The 13414-nt window shown below is 71.2% G+C and carries 14 protein-coding genes, 1 tRNA gene and 1 pseudogene; 14 read left to right on the forward strand and 2 right to left on the reverse strand.

What is annotated here, in order from left to right; all coding sequences use genetic code 11:
* Positions 1 to 12: 12 nt before the first annotated feature.
* Complete coding sequence (locus tag ACFVTC_RS07440; protein WP_390124913.1) at positions 13 to 1413, reverse strand: polysaccharide pyruvyl transferase family protein; 1401 nt, start codon at positions 1411 to 1413, stop codon at positions 13 to 15.
* A 299-nt stretch (positions 1414 to 1712) separates the two neighbouring features.
* On the opposite strand from ACFVTC_RS07440, the gene proB reads away from it, so the two are divergent.
* From proB to ACFVTC_RS07465, 5 genes are all read left to right on the forward strand, one after another.
* Complete coding sequence (gene proB / locus ACFVTC_RS07445; protein ID WP_390125482.1) at positions 1713 to 2801, forward strand: glutamate 5-kinase; 1089 nt, start codon at positions 1713 to 1715, stop codon at positions 2799 to 2801.
* Between the two features lie 217 nt (positions 2802 to 3018).
* On the forward strand, positions 3019 to 3522 hold the full coding sequence (locus tag ACFVTC_RS07450; protein WP_390124917.1) for a hypothetical protein: 504 nt from the start codon (positions 3019 to 3021) through the stop codon (positions 3520 to 3522).
* A gap of 61 nt (positions 3523 to 3583) precedes the next feature.
* Positions 3584 to 4870 (forward strand): glutamate-5-semialdehyde dehydrogenase, encoded by a 1287-nt coding sequence (locus ACFVTC_RS07455; protein WP_390124920.1) that lies wholly within the window; start codon positions 3584 to 3586, stop codon positions 4868 to 4870.
* A 115-nt stretch (positions 4871 to 4985) separates the two neighbouring features.
* Entirely contained in the window at positions 4986 to 5627 is a 642-nt protein-coding gene (locus ACFVTC_RS07460; protein ID WP_390124922.1) for a hypothetical protein, read from the forward strand.
* Positions 5628 to 5750: 123 nt separating this feature from the next.
* Positions 5751 to 6818 carry a hypothetical protein gene (locus tag ACFVTC_RS07465; RefSeq protein WP_390124925.1) on the forward strand — a complete coding sequence of 356 codons (1068 nt, stop codon included), beginning with the start codon at positions 5751 to 5753 and terminating at the stop codon, positions 6816 to 6818.
* 93 nt (positions 6819 to 6911) lie between these two features.
* On the opposite strand, the gene ACFVTC_RS07470 is transcribed toward ACFVTC_RS07465, so the two are convergent.
* Positions 6912 to 8084 (reverse strand): M48 family metallopeptidase, encoded by a 1173-nt coding sequence (locus tag ACFVTC_RS07470; RefSeq protein WP_390124928.1) that lies wholly within the window; start codon positions 8082 to 8084, stop codon positions 6912 to 6914.
* 103 nt (positions 8085 to 8187) lie between these two features.
* Here ACFVTC_RS07470 and ACFVTC_RS07475 point away from each other — a divergent pair, with 103 nt between their 5' ends.
* From ACFVTC_RS07475 to ACFVTC_RS07515, 9 genes and pseudogenes are all read left to right on the forward strand, one after another.
* Positions 8188 to 8349 (forward strand): hypothetical protein, encoded by a 162-nt coding sequence (locus ACFVTC_RS07475; protein ID WP_168528073.1) that lies wholly within the window; start codon positions 8188 to 8190, stop codon positions 8347 to 8349.
* Positions 8350 to 8567: 218 nt separating this feature from the next.
* A complete protein-coding gene (locus tag ACFVTC_RS07480; RefSeq protein WP_168528072.1) occupies positions 8568 to 8732 on the forward strand; it encodes a hypothetical protein in 165 nt (54 codons plus the stop codon).
* A gap of 79 nt (positions 8733 to 8811) precedes the next feature.
* Positions 8812 to 9534, forward strand: a complete 723-nt coding sequence (nadD, locus tag ACFVTC_RS07485) for a nicotinate-nucleotide adenylyltransferase (protein WP_390124932.1) — start codon at positions 8812 to 8814, stop codon at positions 9532 to 9534.
* 16 nt (positions 9535 to 9550) lie between these two features.
* Positions 9551 to 11485: an LCP family protein gene (locus tag ACFVTC_RS07490; RefSeq protein ID WP_390124935.1), complete on the forward strand. Its 1935-nt coding sequence runs from the start codon at positions 9551 to 9553 to the stop codon at positions 11483 to 11485.
* 151 nt (positions 11486 to 11636) lie between these two features.
* Positions 11637 to 12080: a ribosome silencing factor gene (gene rsfS / locus ACFVTC_RS07495; RefSeq protein ID WP_390124938.1), complete on the forward strand. Its 444-nt coding sequence runs from the start codon at positions 11637 to 11639 to the stop codon at positions 12078 to 12080.
* Entirely contained in the window at positions 12077 to 12739 is a 663-nt protein-coding gene (locus tag ACFVTC_RS07500) for a histidine phosphatase family protein (RefSeq protein WP_390124941.1), read from the forward strand. Before rsfS ends, ACFVTC_RS07500 begins: the two co-directional genes overlap by 4 nt.
* 116 nt (positions 12740 to 12855) lie before the next feature.
* Positions 12856 to 12928 (forward strand) — tRNA-Ala (locus tag ACFVTC_RS07505).
* An 89-nt stretch (positions 12929 to 13017) separates the two neighbouring features.
* Positions 13018 to 13170 (forward strand): annotated as a pseudogene (locus tag ACFVTC_RS07510) (MFS transporter); the annotation flags it as partial.
* Between the two features lie 69 nt (positions 13171 to 13239).
* Positions 13240 to 13413, forward strand: coding sequence for a hypothetical protein (locus ACFVTC_RS07515; RefSeq protein WP_390124944.1), 174 nt, complete (start codon positions 13240 to 13242; stop codon positions 13411 to 13413).
* Position 13414: the final 1 nt, after the last annotated feature.

The raw sequence follows: 13414 nt of genomic DNA on the forward strand, positions 1-13414 counted from the left end.
GGTGGGCGGAGGTCAGCGGCGGCCCGACTGCAGCGCCTTGCGCAACGGGCGCCCGACCGCGCGGCGCGCCATGCGGTAGACGGAGCGCGCCGGGACAGCGGGCTGCGCCGGGGCCTTCGGGGCACCCTTCCGGGCCCGGTCGAGGTCACGCTTGAGCTTGGCGTTGTCCGCGGACAGCTCGGTGATACGGGTCTGCAGCCAGCCGAACCGGGTGGTGAGCGAGGTGATGTCGGCGTCGTTCCAGGGCCGGATCCCGGCCGGGAAGGTGAGCGAGGCCATGCGCTTGTCGTAGGCGGCGCCCCCGTCCCCGTGCGTGAAGGTGTTCCGCAGGCCGTTGCGGTCCAGGAAGCCCGTGAAGCGCTCGAAGCGCTCCTGGTGGCCGCCCGTCAGCGCGCCGAAGTCCGCCTCCGCGTACAGCTCGGCCGGGTCGAGATCCCGCGGCAGCGCGTTGATCCTGCGGTGCGGGATGTCGAAGTAGCGGCACAGCTCCAGGGTGCGCGAGTCGCCGCACAGCACCGTCGCGGGCGTACCCGCGAGGAGTGCCGCGATGTTGCCGTGGATGCGGGAGCCGAACGAGAAGTCGAAGTCCCGCAGGTCGTCGATCCAGGTGACGGGGTCGATGTAGACGCGGACCTTGTCCTCGCGGTACATCGGGTGGTCGGGGTGGGTGGGCATCGCGGTGACGGAGCCGTTCGGGTCCGACAGGTCGCGCCAGTGCAGCTGGCGGGCGTCGCTCAGGTTCTGTCCGACGAAGCGCAGGTGCGGATAGCGCGTGTGCGTCTTGCGGATCACCTGGTCGAGGCCCTGGGACTTCACCGCGCTGTGCGAACCGTTGACCGCGATCCGGGACTCGGGACCCAGCGCGGGAGCACCCTTGCGGACGTCGAGGTCCTTGCCGTACATGAACATGGACGGACAGCCGATGACCTCGACGTCGCCGAAGCCCATGTCCTTCAGATAGCGCTCGGTGAACTCGCCGCGCACCCCGATGGACGCGCTGCGGTCGAGAACCGCGGCGACGAACTCCCGTACGGCCGGCTCCATGGGCTTCAGCCGGGCCGGGTCGTAGTCCAAGCCGGTCTGCGCGCCGATCCCCGGAACGACCACGGGGATCCGCAGCTTGCTGATGAGCTGCGTCAGACGCCTCAGCTGGGGCTCGAACGAGGGCCGGAAGGCGTTGGCCAGCGGTACGACGAACGCGTCGTATTCCTCGTTGATCCGGCCCGCGGCCGCGACGTTGGTGCGGATGCCGTTCGACACGACCTCCGTGTCCGGGGTTTCAAGGATCTTGTGCGCGGCGTCGCTGAAGATCAGGTTGCCCGAGTTGGTGGCGAAGACGTCCTGGTGGAGGGCCTGCTCCACGGGAACGGCGTCGTACGGGCTTTTCCCTGATCTCAGGAGTATGCGCTTCACTGGATGAACATTAGGTGCCACAACGTTCAACTTATCTTTGCGCCCTCTTTAAGTTCCATGAGGAACCTGTACAACCTTTTCCGCATGCGCGAACCGTGAGCGGGTGACTACACGGAGGCGTCCGCCAACTGGACCGGGAGGCGTATGCCCGGCCCCTTCGCGTAGATTGCCCGGCGGGACGAACCGGACCGACGCGAGGGGACACACCGCAGGTGGCAGGGCAGGCGGAAGGGAACGCGGAAGGGTACGCGGCAGGGCGGGCGGCAGCGGTACGGCAGGCTGTGACGCGGGCCCACCGGATGGTCGTCAAGGTGGGTTCGTCCTCGCTGACGACGGCTGCCGGCGGCCTCGACGCGGACCGTGTCGACGCCCTCGTCGACGTGCTCGCCAAGCACCGCAGCGGCGGCGAGAAGGAGATCGTCCTCGTCTCCTCCGGCGCCATCGCCGCCGGTCTGGCCCCGCTCGGCCTGCGCCGCCGCCCCAAGGACCTCGCCCGGCAGCAGGCCGCCGCCAGCGTCGGCCAGGGCCTCCTGGTCGCCCGCTACACCGCGTCCTGCGCCCGCCACGGCATCCGTGTCGGGCAGGTGCTCCTCACCTCCGACGACACCAGCCGTCGCGCCCACCACCGCAACGCCGCCCGCACCCTCGACAAGCTCCTCGCGATGGGCGCCCTGCCGGTCGTCAACGAGAACGACACGGTCGCCACGGACGAGATCCGCTTCGGCGACAACGACCGGCTCGCCGCCCTCGTCGCCCACCTCGTCCGCGCCGATCTGCTGGTCCTGCTCTCCGACGTGGACGGTGTCTACGACGGCGATCCCGGCCGGCCCGGCACCTCGCGGATAGCGGAAGTGCGCGCACCGCAGGACCTCGCGCACATCGACATCGGCAGCGCCGGCAAGGCGGGCGTCGGCACCGGCGGCATGGTCACCAAGGTCGAGGCCGCCCGGATCGCGGCGGCCGCGGGCATCCCCGTCGTGCTCACCTCCGCCGTGCACGCCGCCGAGGCCCTGGCGGGCGGGGACACCGGCACCTACTTCCACCCCACCGGCAAGCGCTCCGCCGACCGGCTGCTGTGGCTCCAGCACGCCTCGACCCCGCGGGGCGCGATCGTCCTGGACGACGGGGCCGTGCGCGCCGTCGTCGACCGGCGCACCTCGCTGCTGCCGGCCGGCATCGCCGCCGTCGAGGGCGACTTCGCCGCGGGCGACCCCGTCGAGCTGCGCGACAGCGGCGGCCGCGCCGTCGCGCGGGGTCTGGTGAACTTCGACGCCAAGGAGATCCCCCAGCTCATCGGCCGCTCCACCCGCGAGCTGGCGCGCGAACTGGGCCCCGCCTACGAACGCGAGGTCGTCCACCGCGACGACCTGGTGCTCCTGTTTCCGTAGGACGTCTGTCCGCGGCACCCGTGCGCCGTAGCGCCGGTGTACGACCCGGGGGCCAATCCCCGCACCCCGGCCGAAAACTGGTGTGAACGTTTCGCGGACGCCCGTCGCGGCGCGGTGAAACTCCGTAAAAGCGCCACGCGGACGCTCCCCACCTGCTCAACTTTGTTGCAGGGAGAGCCCGAGGTCGTGTGACCACCATTGCGTGAAGGAGGCCGTCGTGAGACGAGTGCGCCCTGGGGCGGCGGCGTCGCGCGGCGGTGCGTCCCCCACGCTCGGCTCCGCCCGAGTGGGGGGAGCCCCGTCCCGTGCGGCGGGCGAGGAACGGGCCCTGACGAGCGTCGCGGCCGGAGACACCTTCGAGGGCGAGGAGCCGGCCGACCAGCCGCGGCTGTGGCACGTCACGCTGAGCGTCTCGGGCGGCGAGGCCCCGCTGAAGGAGGTGCGGCGCGGACTGGAACAGCTGGCCCACGACCACCCCTTCCTGCTGACCAGCCGGTACGCCAACGACCACGCGGAGATCCGCTACTGGGAGGAGGCCCGCGACCTGCACGACGCCGCGGCCGTCGCGCTGCGCCTGTGGGGCGAGCATCGGCAGACCGCCAAGCTCCCGCCCTGGGAGATCGTCGGCCTGGAGGTCATCGACCGCGAGACCTACCACCAGCGCATCGCCGAGGGGTACGGGCCGCTTCCGGCCACTCCGGTGGGAGTTCATCCCTTTTGAGGGTGTCTCGGGGTGTGGGACGACGGCCGGCCGGACACGTCGGGCGCACTACCCTTCCGATATGACCACGCTCTCGCCGTACGACTCGATGTCTCCGGTCACCCGGGCCGCCTACCGCGCCAAGGCCGCTGCCGCCGACCTCGCACCGCTGCCGCGGGCCGAGAAGGACGACGCGCTGCTCGCCATCGCGGACGCGCTGGAGGTCCGTACGAGCGAGATCGTCGCGGCCAACGCGAAGGACATCGCGCGGGCCCGGGAGGCCGGGACCAGCGAGACCGTCATCGACCGGCTCACGCTGACGCCCGAGCGCGTCCGCGCCATCGCCTCGGACGTACGGGACGTCGTCGCGCTGCCCGACCCGGTCGGCGAGGTCGTGCGCGGCTCCACCCTCCCGAACGGCATCGACCTGCGCCAGGTCCGCGTCCCGCTCGGTGTCGTCGGCATCATCTACGAGGCCCGCCCGAACGTGACGGTCGACGCCGCCGCCCTCTGTCTGAAGTCCGGCAACGCGGTCCTGCTGCGCGGCTCCTCCTCGGCCTTCGAGTCGAACACCGCCCTCGTCCGCGTGCTGCGCGACGCCGTGGGAGGCGCCGGACTGCCCGCCGACGCCGTCCAGCTGGTGCCCGGCGAGGGCCGCGAGTCGGTGCGCGAGCTGATGCGGGCCCGCGGTCTGGTCGACGTCCTCATCCCGCGCGGCGGCGCCTCGCTGATCCGTACGGTCGTCCAGGAGTCCATCGTCCCCGTCATCGAGACCGGCACCGGCAACTGCCACGTGTACGTCGACGCGAACGCCGACCTCGACATGGCGATCGACATCCTGATCAACTCCAAGGCCCAGCGGCCCAGTGTCTGCAACTCCGCCGAGACGCTCCTCGTGCACCAGGACATCGCGCCCGAGTTCCTGCCGCGCGCCCTGGACGCCCTCGCGGACGCGGGGGTCACCGTGCACGCCGACGAGCGCGTCCTCGCCTTCGCCAAGGACTCCAAGGCCACCGTCGTCGAGGCCACGCCCGAGGACTGGGAGACGGAGTACCTCTCCTACGACATCGCCGCCGCGGTCGTCGACTCCCTCGACCGGGCCGTCGAACACATCCGGCTGTGGACCTCCGGCCACACCGAGGCCATCGTCACCACCTCGCAGCAGGCGGCCCGCCGCTTCACCCAGTTGGTGGACTCCACCACGGTCGCCGTGAACGCCTCGACGCGGTTCACCGACGGCGGACAGTTCGGCTTCGGCGCGGAGATCGGCATCTCCACGCAGAAGCTGCACGCCAGGGGGCCCATGGGGCTGCCGGAGCTGACGAGCACCAAGTACATCGTCACCGGGGACGGGCACATCCGGCGCTGAGACAGCGGGGCGCCGGGGCGCGGAGCGCGCGGCGCAGGTCATACGGCGCGCGACGGAGAGGCCCGCGCCGCGGCCGTCTCGCCAGGCGGATGAATTTCCATACCGTCTGCCCAAAATGACCCCCCAGGTCTACTCTGGATCCGTGCCGGAGGACGTGGGGGGCACGCCGTTCCCTGACGGCTGGGAGCCCGACGACGACCGCGACCGCGGGGGTGCGGACGAAGAGTTCGCCTCCGTGGTCTTCGACGAGGACTTCGTCCGGGCGGCGGTGATCCACGAGCCGACCGCCGTGGAACGCCTGCTGGCAGCCGCTCAGGCCCGCGCGGAGGCATCCGAGGCGGAAGCGCGCCGGGCGCACGCCCGGGGCACCCGCGGCGACGACGAGCGTTACGAGGACGGTTTCGGCCCCGACGGCCACCGCGGACACGGACGTGACCCGGACAGGGACGACCTGGACGACACCGAGGTCCTGGACGGCCGCTACGGCGCGCCGGGAGCGTACGGCAGGGCCTACGGGAAGCAGGCCCGCTGGCACCGTCCGGTGGCCTGGGTGCTGGCCCTGGTGATGGGCATCGGCATGGTCGCCCTGGCCTTCACGGCGGTCTACCGGGGGGCCTCCTCGGGCCACCAGGACCAGGTCCCCTCACCGGCCTCGACCGGCCTCGAGCAAGGCCGGGACAAGGTCACCGGCACCGGGCCCTCGGCTTCGGCCCAGTACTCCCACCCGGCCGTGCCGGCAGTGCCCCGAACCCCGTGACACCAGCGGCGTTGTCGACCCTTCGAACACCCTGAAGATCCCGGGTGGTCTTGGTGGGATCCTGTCAGAACTTGTCGTGCGCCACCGCGTTTACCAGGGGCTCCGGAGACCTACCCTGAAGGTATGGGCGGGCCTGGAGACCCTCCTGAGGGGACACCCGAGGGCGCTCCCGCAGGTGGAGAGGACGAGTACCGATCCGTCGTCTTCGACGAGTCGTTCGTCCGCGCTGCCCGCCTCCAGGAGTTCTCCGCGCGGGAGCGGATGGCCGACCACGCCCCGGCCGTACGCCGCCGTCCCGCACTCCAGCGCGGCCTGTCCCGGCAGGCGCTGATCCTGGTCCTGCTGATAGCCGTCGCCTTCGGCACCGCGATCTACATGGGCGTACGACACCCGTACCAGAACCCCGTCGCCCAGCCGCCGGAGCCGCTGCGCATGACGGTCATACCCCTCGCGCCCCAGACCCCCGTGCCGGGGGCCACGAACGTCGACGACCTGTACGCGCACAGTCCCGCGGCGCAGTTCGGTGTCGGCGCCGAGGGCATCGCGCTGCCCGCCTCCCGCCGCACCGCGCACTTCTCGGACAGTCAGGTCGTCGCCGCCCTGACGACCGCCAAGGACTACCTGGTGAAGTCCTCGCTCGACCCGGAGGTGCTCACGGGCGGCACCGACCGGCCGGTACGGATTCTGCTCGACCCCCAGCAGCTCGACCAGTTCGACCAGAGCTTCACCCACCCGGCCGCCGACGGGCGGCACGCGCCCACCGGCTGGCTGGTCCGCTTCGACACCGCCCGCACCGAGCTGGCCGACCTCAGGATCCGGGTCCAGGGCACCCTCCAGGCCGCCGAATCCGGCCCGGACACCCTCGAGGTCGTCGCGGACCACACCTTCGTCTACGCCCTGAGGCCGACAGGCGCGGACAGCCGTGCGAAGGCATCCCTGTTCACCGTCCGGCGCGAGCTGCACTTCCGCTTCGACCGCGACGACCTGCGCATGCACCAGGCCGAGCTGGTCGTCTCCTCCCTCCAGGCCGGACCGCTCGCCTGCGCCGACGCCTCGGTGGACCGGCTGCGTCCCCTGCTCGCCGGGCAGACGGCGAAGGCGGGCGGCCCGGCCGCCACCGACCCGTACGCGACCGGCAGCGCGGCGGCGCTGTGCGGGTCGCTGGCGACGAGCGCGCAGCCGAAGATCTGACCTGACCCGCGCGCCGCCGCCCGGCGGTCCCGGGGCGGTGCCACGGGGTGGCACCGGGGTGATCAGCGACCGGCGGAGCGGCGCGGAGTCCGGTCAGCCGTCGCCCTTGGGTCCCGCGTCGCCCGTGGAACCCCCGTCACCGCCGGGACGGCCGTCGTCCGGGCCGGTGTCACCGGGGCGCTCGTCGCCGTCCCGCCCGCCCCGCGGCGGAGCGTCCTTGGGGGAGCCGCCGAAGCCGCCGAAGCCGCGCCGTACCCGGCCCCCGAGGTCGCCCGCCCCGCCCGCGATGTCGCTGACCAGCTTCATCAGCGGGTCCTTGGAGTTCTTCACATCCGTCGCGTAGCTCGACGCCGACTGCCGGAACGAGTCCGAGACCGACGTGTCCTTGTCCTCGCTGCGCCGCGGATAGTGACCGTCCATGATCCGCTGGTAGTCGCGGGACTCGGCCCACTTCTTCAGCTCGGCGGCGCGCACCGTGGTGAAGGGGTGCGTACGGTTGAGGACGTTGAGGATCTTGAGCACGGAGTCGCGCAGGTCGCCCCCGGCCTCGTACTCCTCGGCCTGCGCGAGGAACGCGTCCACGTTCATCTCGTGCAGGTGGTTGCCGCCCGCGATCTTCATCAGTCCGCGCATCGAGGCCCGCGGGTCCTGCCCGACGAGCAGCCCCGCCCGGTCGGCCGACAGCTCCGACTTGCGGAACCACTCCCGCAGCGCGGTCACGATGGTCATGATCGCGAGGTTGCCCAGCGGGATCCAGGCCACCCGGAGGGCGAGGCTGGTCAGGAAGAGCAGAATCGTGCGGTAGACGGAGTGACCGGACAGCGCGTGGCCGACCTCGTGCCCGACGACGGCCCGCATCTCCTCCTCGTCCAGCAGCTCCACGAGTCCGGTCGTGACGACGATGATCGGCTCGTCCAGGCCGATGCACATCGCGTTCGGCTGCGGGTCCTGGGTGACGTACATCGGCGGGACCTTCTCCAGGTCCAGGATGTGACAGGCGTCCCGCAGCATGGCGTTGAGGTGCGCGAACTGGGCGTCCGAGACGCGCACCGAGTCGGAAAGGAACAGCAGCCGCAGGCTGCGCTCGGGCAGCAGGCCGCTCAGGGCCTTGAAGACCGTGTCGAATCCGGTGAGCTTGCGCAGGGCCACCAGGGCCGAGCGGTCCGCCGGGTGTTCGTACGCCCGCGAGGAGATCCCCTCGAAGCGCCTGCGCTGCCTGCTCGGCACCTTCTCGTGCCCGTTCCCCTGATGACTGTCGTCAGACATGTGTTCCCCCATGTGCGTCAGAGTGCCCTATGTGCCCCCAAGGCACGGCCCAGCCTAGGCGGAGATACCGTGGACGGGCAGTACAGAGAAGGAGTCGTACGCCATGGAGCACATCCCCGCAGCCGCCTGGCTCACCGAGGCCGCGAGCGCGGCAGACAAGCAGGGCCCGGGCGATCTGCTCCGCGTCGTGCTGATCGTGATGATCGTCGGACTGGCCCTGACCGCCTGGTTCCTGCTGCGGGGGTACAAGCGCGAGGACGACTGAGCACAGCCCGGGGCGCACGGCGCCGGGAGAACCGGCGCCGGGACCGTCGTACGGGGCGCCGGTGACCGTCGCGCGCGGCAACGGGCTTCCCCAACGGCGGAGTCGGCGTGATCGCGGCCGGGGCACCCGCTTACGATGGGCCGACGTCGTTATCCCGCCCTCCCCCACTCTCGACTCCGCTCGAGCGGGGGGACCTCCATCGGATAGGTCCTGCCGAGATGAGCTTCCACAGCACTGCCGCACAGTTGGTCACTCTTGCCGCCGAGGGCGAGGAGCACGGTGGTAACCACGAGAGCCTCAGCCCGTTCCTGACCGGTGGCGGCGCCCTCTTCGTCCTGCTCCTGCTGCTGTGGATCACGACGCGTTTCAACCGCGACCGCTGAGCCCTTTCAGCCATCCGCGGCCGTCACCGGGACCCCTGTCGGGCGGAGCCCGCCGACCGGGCCGGTAGGGTCTGCACGCATGGGAGAGCAGGACATGCCTACCGGTCCGGCGAGTGACTCGGAGAGCGGCTCCGTCGGCGACGCCGCGGGTGGCGCGGCGCGTGGCGGCGTGAGCCGGCTGACGACCGGCCGCCGCAACGGCCCCTCGAATCCCGGCAAGCGCCGTCTGGGCGTGATGGGCGGGACGTTCGACCCGATCCACCACGGGCACCTGGTGGCGGCCAGCGAGGTCGCCGCGCAGTTCCACCTCGACGAGGTGATCTTCGTACCGACCGGGCAGCCGTGGCAGAAGACCGACCGGAAGGTCTCCCTGGCCGAGGACCGCTATCTGATGACGGTCATCGCGACCGCCGAGAACCCGCAGTTCTCGGTGAGCCGCATCGACATCGACCGCGGCGGACCGACCTACACCACGGACACCCTGCGCGACCTGCGCGCTCTCAACCCCGACGCCGACCTGTTCTTCATCACCGGCGCCGACGCGCTCGGCCAGATCCTCACCTGGCGGTACGCGGAAGAACTGTTCTCCCTCGCGCACTTCATCGGGGTCACCCGGCCAGGCCACACCCTGACCGACCCCGGGCTGCCCGAGGGCGGGGTCTCGCTCGTCGAGGTTCCCGCGCTCGCCATCTCGTCGACAGACTGTCGTGCGAGGGTCGGCAGGGGAGATCCCGTCTGGTATCTGGTGCCGGACGGTGTAGTGCGCTACATCGACAAGCGTGAGCTGTACCGCGGCGAGTGAGCCGAGAGGGGCACCGGTGAACGACCGATACGACGGATACGCGGGCGGCGACCAGTACGAGCTCGTCGGCTACGACGAGTTCGGGCAGCCTGTGTACCGGCAGGTGCCGCCCCAGCCGTCCCAGCAGAACTACGACCCGTACGCGCAGCCCCAACAGCCCCAGCAGTCCCGGGGCTACGGCTACGACCCGTACGCGAACGGCGGGACGGCCTACGACACCGGCCGGCAGCCGGTGTCCTCCTACGACACCGGTCAGCAGCCGGTGTCCTCCTACGACACCGGTCAGCAGGCGTCCGTCCCCGCGTACGACCCGTACGGAGCCGGCGCGTCCGCTCCCGACGGGGCGGATACGGCGTACGACCCCTACGGGCAGTCGGCCCCGACGCCCCAGCCTCCCCACACGGCCCAGTCGGCGCACCCGGCGCAGACCGAGCGCGGCGGGCGGAGCGGACGGACGGGCCGGGCGGGTCGGACAGCTCAGCCGGGCCAGCCGGTGCAGACCGGCCGGCCGGCCCAGGACGGGCACGCCGGGTACGGCGGGTACGACGGGCAGACCCAGGGCACGGCCGGTGCCACGAGCACCGGGCAGCAGCCGCGGGTCGCCGGGCAGACCGCGTACATCCCGCAGCAGGCGGGCCCCACGGAGGACGGTGGGCCGCGGGCCGACCGGGACTACCGCACCGAGCAGTTCGCGTTCGTCGAGGAGCAGGAAGCCGAGTCCGAGGACGTCATCGACTGGCTGAAGTTCACCGAGAACCGCACCGAACGCCGCGAGGAGGCCCGCCGCCGCGCGCGCGGCCGGATCGTCGCCCTGGTCGTGGTGTTCGCCCTAGTCGTGGTCGGCGGTGTCGGCTACCTCTGGTACGCGGGCAAGCTGCCCGGCACCACCTCGCACGACAAGCCCGCCGCGACGACGGCGTCGAGCGCCCAGAACCGCGACGTGCTCGTCGTCCACCTGCACGACACGAAGGGCGGCGGCACCTCCACCGCGCTGCTCGTCGACAACACGACGACCAAGCGGGGCACCACCGTCCTGCTGCCCAACTCCCTTGCCCTGACGGGCGACGACGGTACGACGACCACGCTCGCCAAGTCCGTGGACGACGACGGTTCCTCCGGGACGCAGGACGCGATCGACACGGTGCTGGGGACCGACATCCAGGGCACCTGGCGTCTCGACACCCCCTATCTCAGCAACCTCGTCGAACTCGTCGGGAACATCGACATCACCACCGACACCGCCGTGCCCGACCCCGGCGCCAAGAAGAAGGGCGAGGCGCCCCTCGTGAAGAAGGGCGAGGACCAGACCCTCAGCGGCAAGGCGGCCGTCGCCTACGCGACCTACCGCGCCCCCGGCGAGGCGCAGAACGCCCAGCTGGAGCGGTTCGGGCAGGTCATGCAGGGCGTGCTGCGCAAACTGTCGTCCGACAAGCAGGCCGCGACGACCACCGTGCAGACCCTCGCGCAGATCCTCGACCCGCCGCTGACCGACCAGGACCTCGGCGTCTTCCTCGCCAAGCTCGCCGACCTCGCCAAGGGCGGCGACTACAAGACCGCGCTGCTGCCCGTGCAACAGGACGGCACCCTGAGCGAGAGCGCCACCGACAGCGTCGTCAAGGACGTGCTCGGCGGTACCGCGAAGAGCCCCGACGCCGGCGCCGCCGTCCGTGTCGGCATCAGGAACGCCACCGGCGTGAAGTCCGCCACGGAGAAGGCCCGCGTCGTCCTGGTCAACGGCGGCTACACCTTCCTGGACTCCGGCACCGCCGCCGCGGCCCAGAGCGTGTCCCAGATCACCTACACCGACGTCGCCAAGAAGAACGACGCCGTCGAGGTGGCGAAGACCCTGGGCCTGCCGACCAGCGCCGTGAAGAAGGGCAAGGCGACGTCCAACGCGGACGTCTCCGTGGTCCTGGGCCAGGACTACAAGGTGAGTACCCCGACCGGGTGACTCCGCGTGATCGGCGGTGACGGCCGCGATCGCGAGGTGTCCGCGGCCGTGCCCCGGGGCTTTTGGGGCACGGCCGCGGAAACGCGTGGGGTGCCCTCGGCTGTCCGTGAGACCCTTGAGTCATTACTGACCGCCGACGGAAAGCCGCGTAGTGACCGCCACGGACCGCTCCATCGAGCTCATCAAGACCGCCGCGCAGGCGGCCGCCGACAAGCTCGCGCACGACATCATCGCCTACGACGTCAGCGATGTGCTCTCGATCACCGACGCCTTCCTGCTGGCGTCCGCACCCAACGACCGCCAGGTCAAGTCGATCGTCGACGAGATCGAGGAGCGCCTGAGCAAGGAGCTCGGCGTCAAGCCGGTGCGCCGCGAGGGCGACCGCGAGGCCCGCTGGGTGCTGCTCGACTACGTCGACATCGTCGTGCACGTCCAGCACAGTGAGGAGCGCGTCTTCTACGCGCTGGAGCGGCTCTGGAAGGACTGCCCCGAGCTGGATCTGCCGGCCGACGCCAAGGCCACCCGCGGCAAGACCGCCGAGCACTCCAAGCTGCGGGCCGAGGAGGACTCCGCCGAACTGGAGGAGCTGCGGTGACCGCCGGGGCCGGCAGGAAGCCGGGCCGGGGCCGCCGCGTCATCCTGTGGCGGCACGGCCAGACCTCCTGGAACGTGGAGAGCCGCTTCCAGGGCTCCACGGACGTCGAGCTCACCGAGACCGGCATCGGCCAGGCCCGGCGCGCCGCCCGGCTGCTCGCCTCGCTGGAGCCCGACGCGATCGTCGCCTCGGACCTGAGGCGCGCCACCGCCACGGCCGCCGAGCTGGCCGAGCTCACCGGCCTGGACGTCACCCACGACGAGGCCCTGCGGGAGACCTACGCGGGCGTCTGGCAGGGCCTGACGCACGAGGAGATCCTCGGCCGGTACGGCGACGAGTACGCCGCCTGGAAGCGCGGCGAGCCCGTGCGCCGCGGCGGGGGCGAACTGGAGTCCGAGGTCGCCGACCGCGCGGCTCCCGTGGTGCTGCGGCACGTCGACAAACTTCCCGAGGACGGCACCCTCATGGTCGTCAGTCACGGCGGCACGATCCGTACGACCATCGGGCGTCTGCTCGGCCTCGAGTCGCAACACTGGGAGAGTCTCGGCGGCCTCTCCAACTGCTGCTGGTCCGTCCTCGGACGGGGCGCGCGGGGCTGGCGACTGCTGGAGCACAACGCCGGCACGCTGCCGGAGCCGGTGCTCGGAGACGACGACTGAGCGGATCGAGCGGCCCTCTGTCCGGTCCCGTGGACCCGTCGGGACCGGATTTCACTTTCCGGCAGGTCGCAGGCTAAAGTTCTTCTTGTTCGCCCCGCAGGGCGGGAAGAACGCAAGGGGCTATAGCTCAGTTGGTAGAGCGCCTGCATGGCATGCAGGAGGTCAGGAGTTCAATTCTCCTTAGCTCCACAGATCGGCTCTCCGGAGTCGTCGAAGATCGGTGAGGAAGATCCCGTCCCCTGTGGGGGCGGGATTTTTTGTGTGCCCCGGGCCGCCGCGCGACCTTCGGCACACTCTTCTTGAACCCGCTTGAGTCACTTGGGGTCCCGGGGGCGTATACCTCTGCGGACGCGCTCCTCATGTGCACGTATGCGCTGGCCGCGACGGCTACGTCGGGTGCCGTGTCCGGACTGGTACGAAGGCGTCGCTGACCGTATTGCTCCGGCCGTGGCAGAATCAAACGGCCGGAAGGGGGCGCGGCCCGACGGGAGGGAGAAGCGATGCCTGCGAGCATCCTCGAGGAGGTCCACGATCTTCTCGAAGTGGCACCGAAACGGAGAAGAGCCGCTCGCCCCGACTGTCCTTCCCGCGGATCCGTCCACATCGCCGAGGTCCTCGGCGACAGCGGCGGGATCCCCTATGTGTGCACGGCCTGCGGCCACAGCTGGAGCTGAT

This window comes from Streptomyces sp. NPDC057950, from assembly GCF_042887295.1.
Lineage (GTDB): Bacteria > Actinomycetota > Actinomycetes > Streptomycetales > Streptomycetaceae > Streptomyces > Streptomyces kaempferi.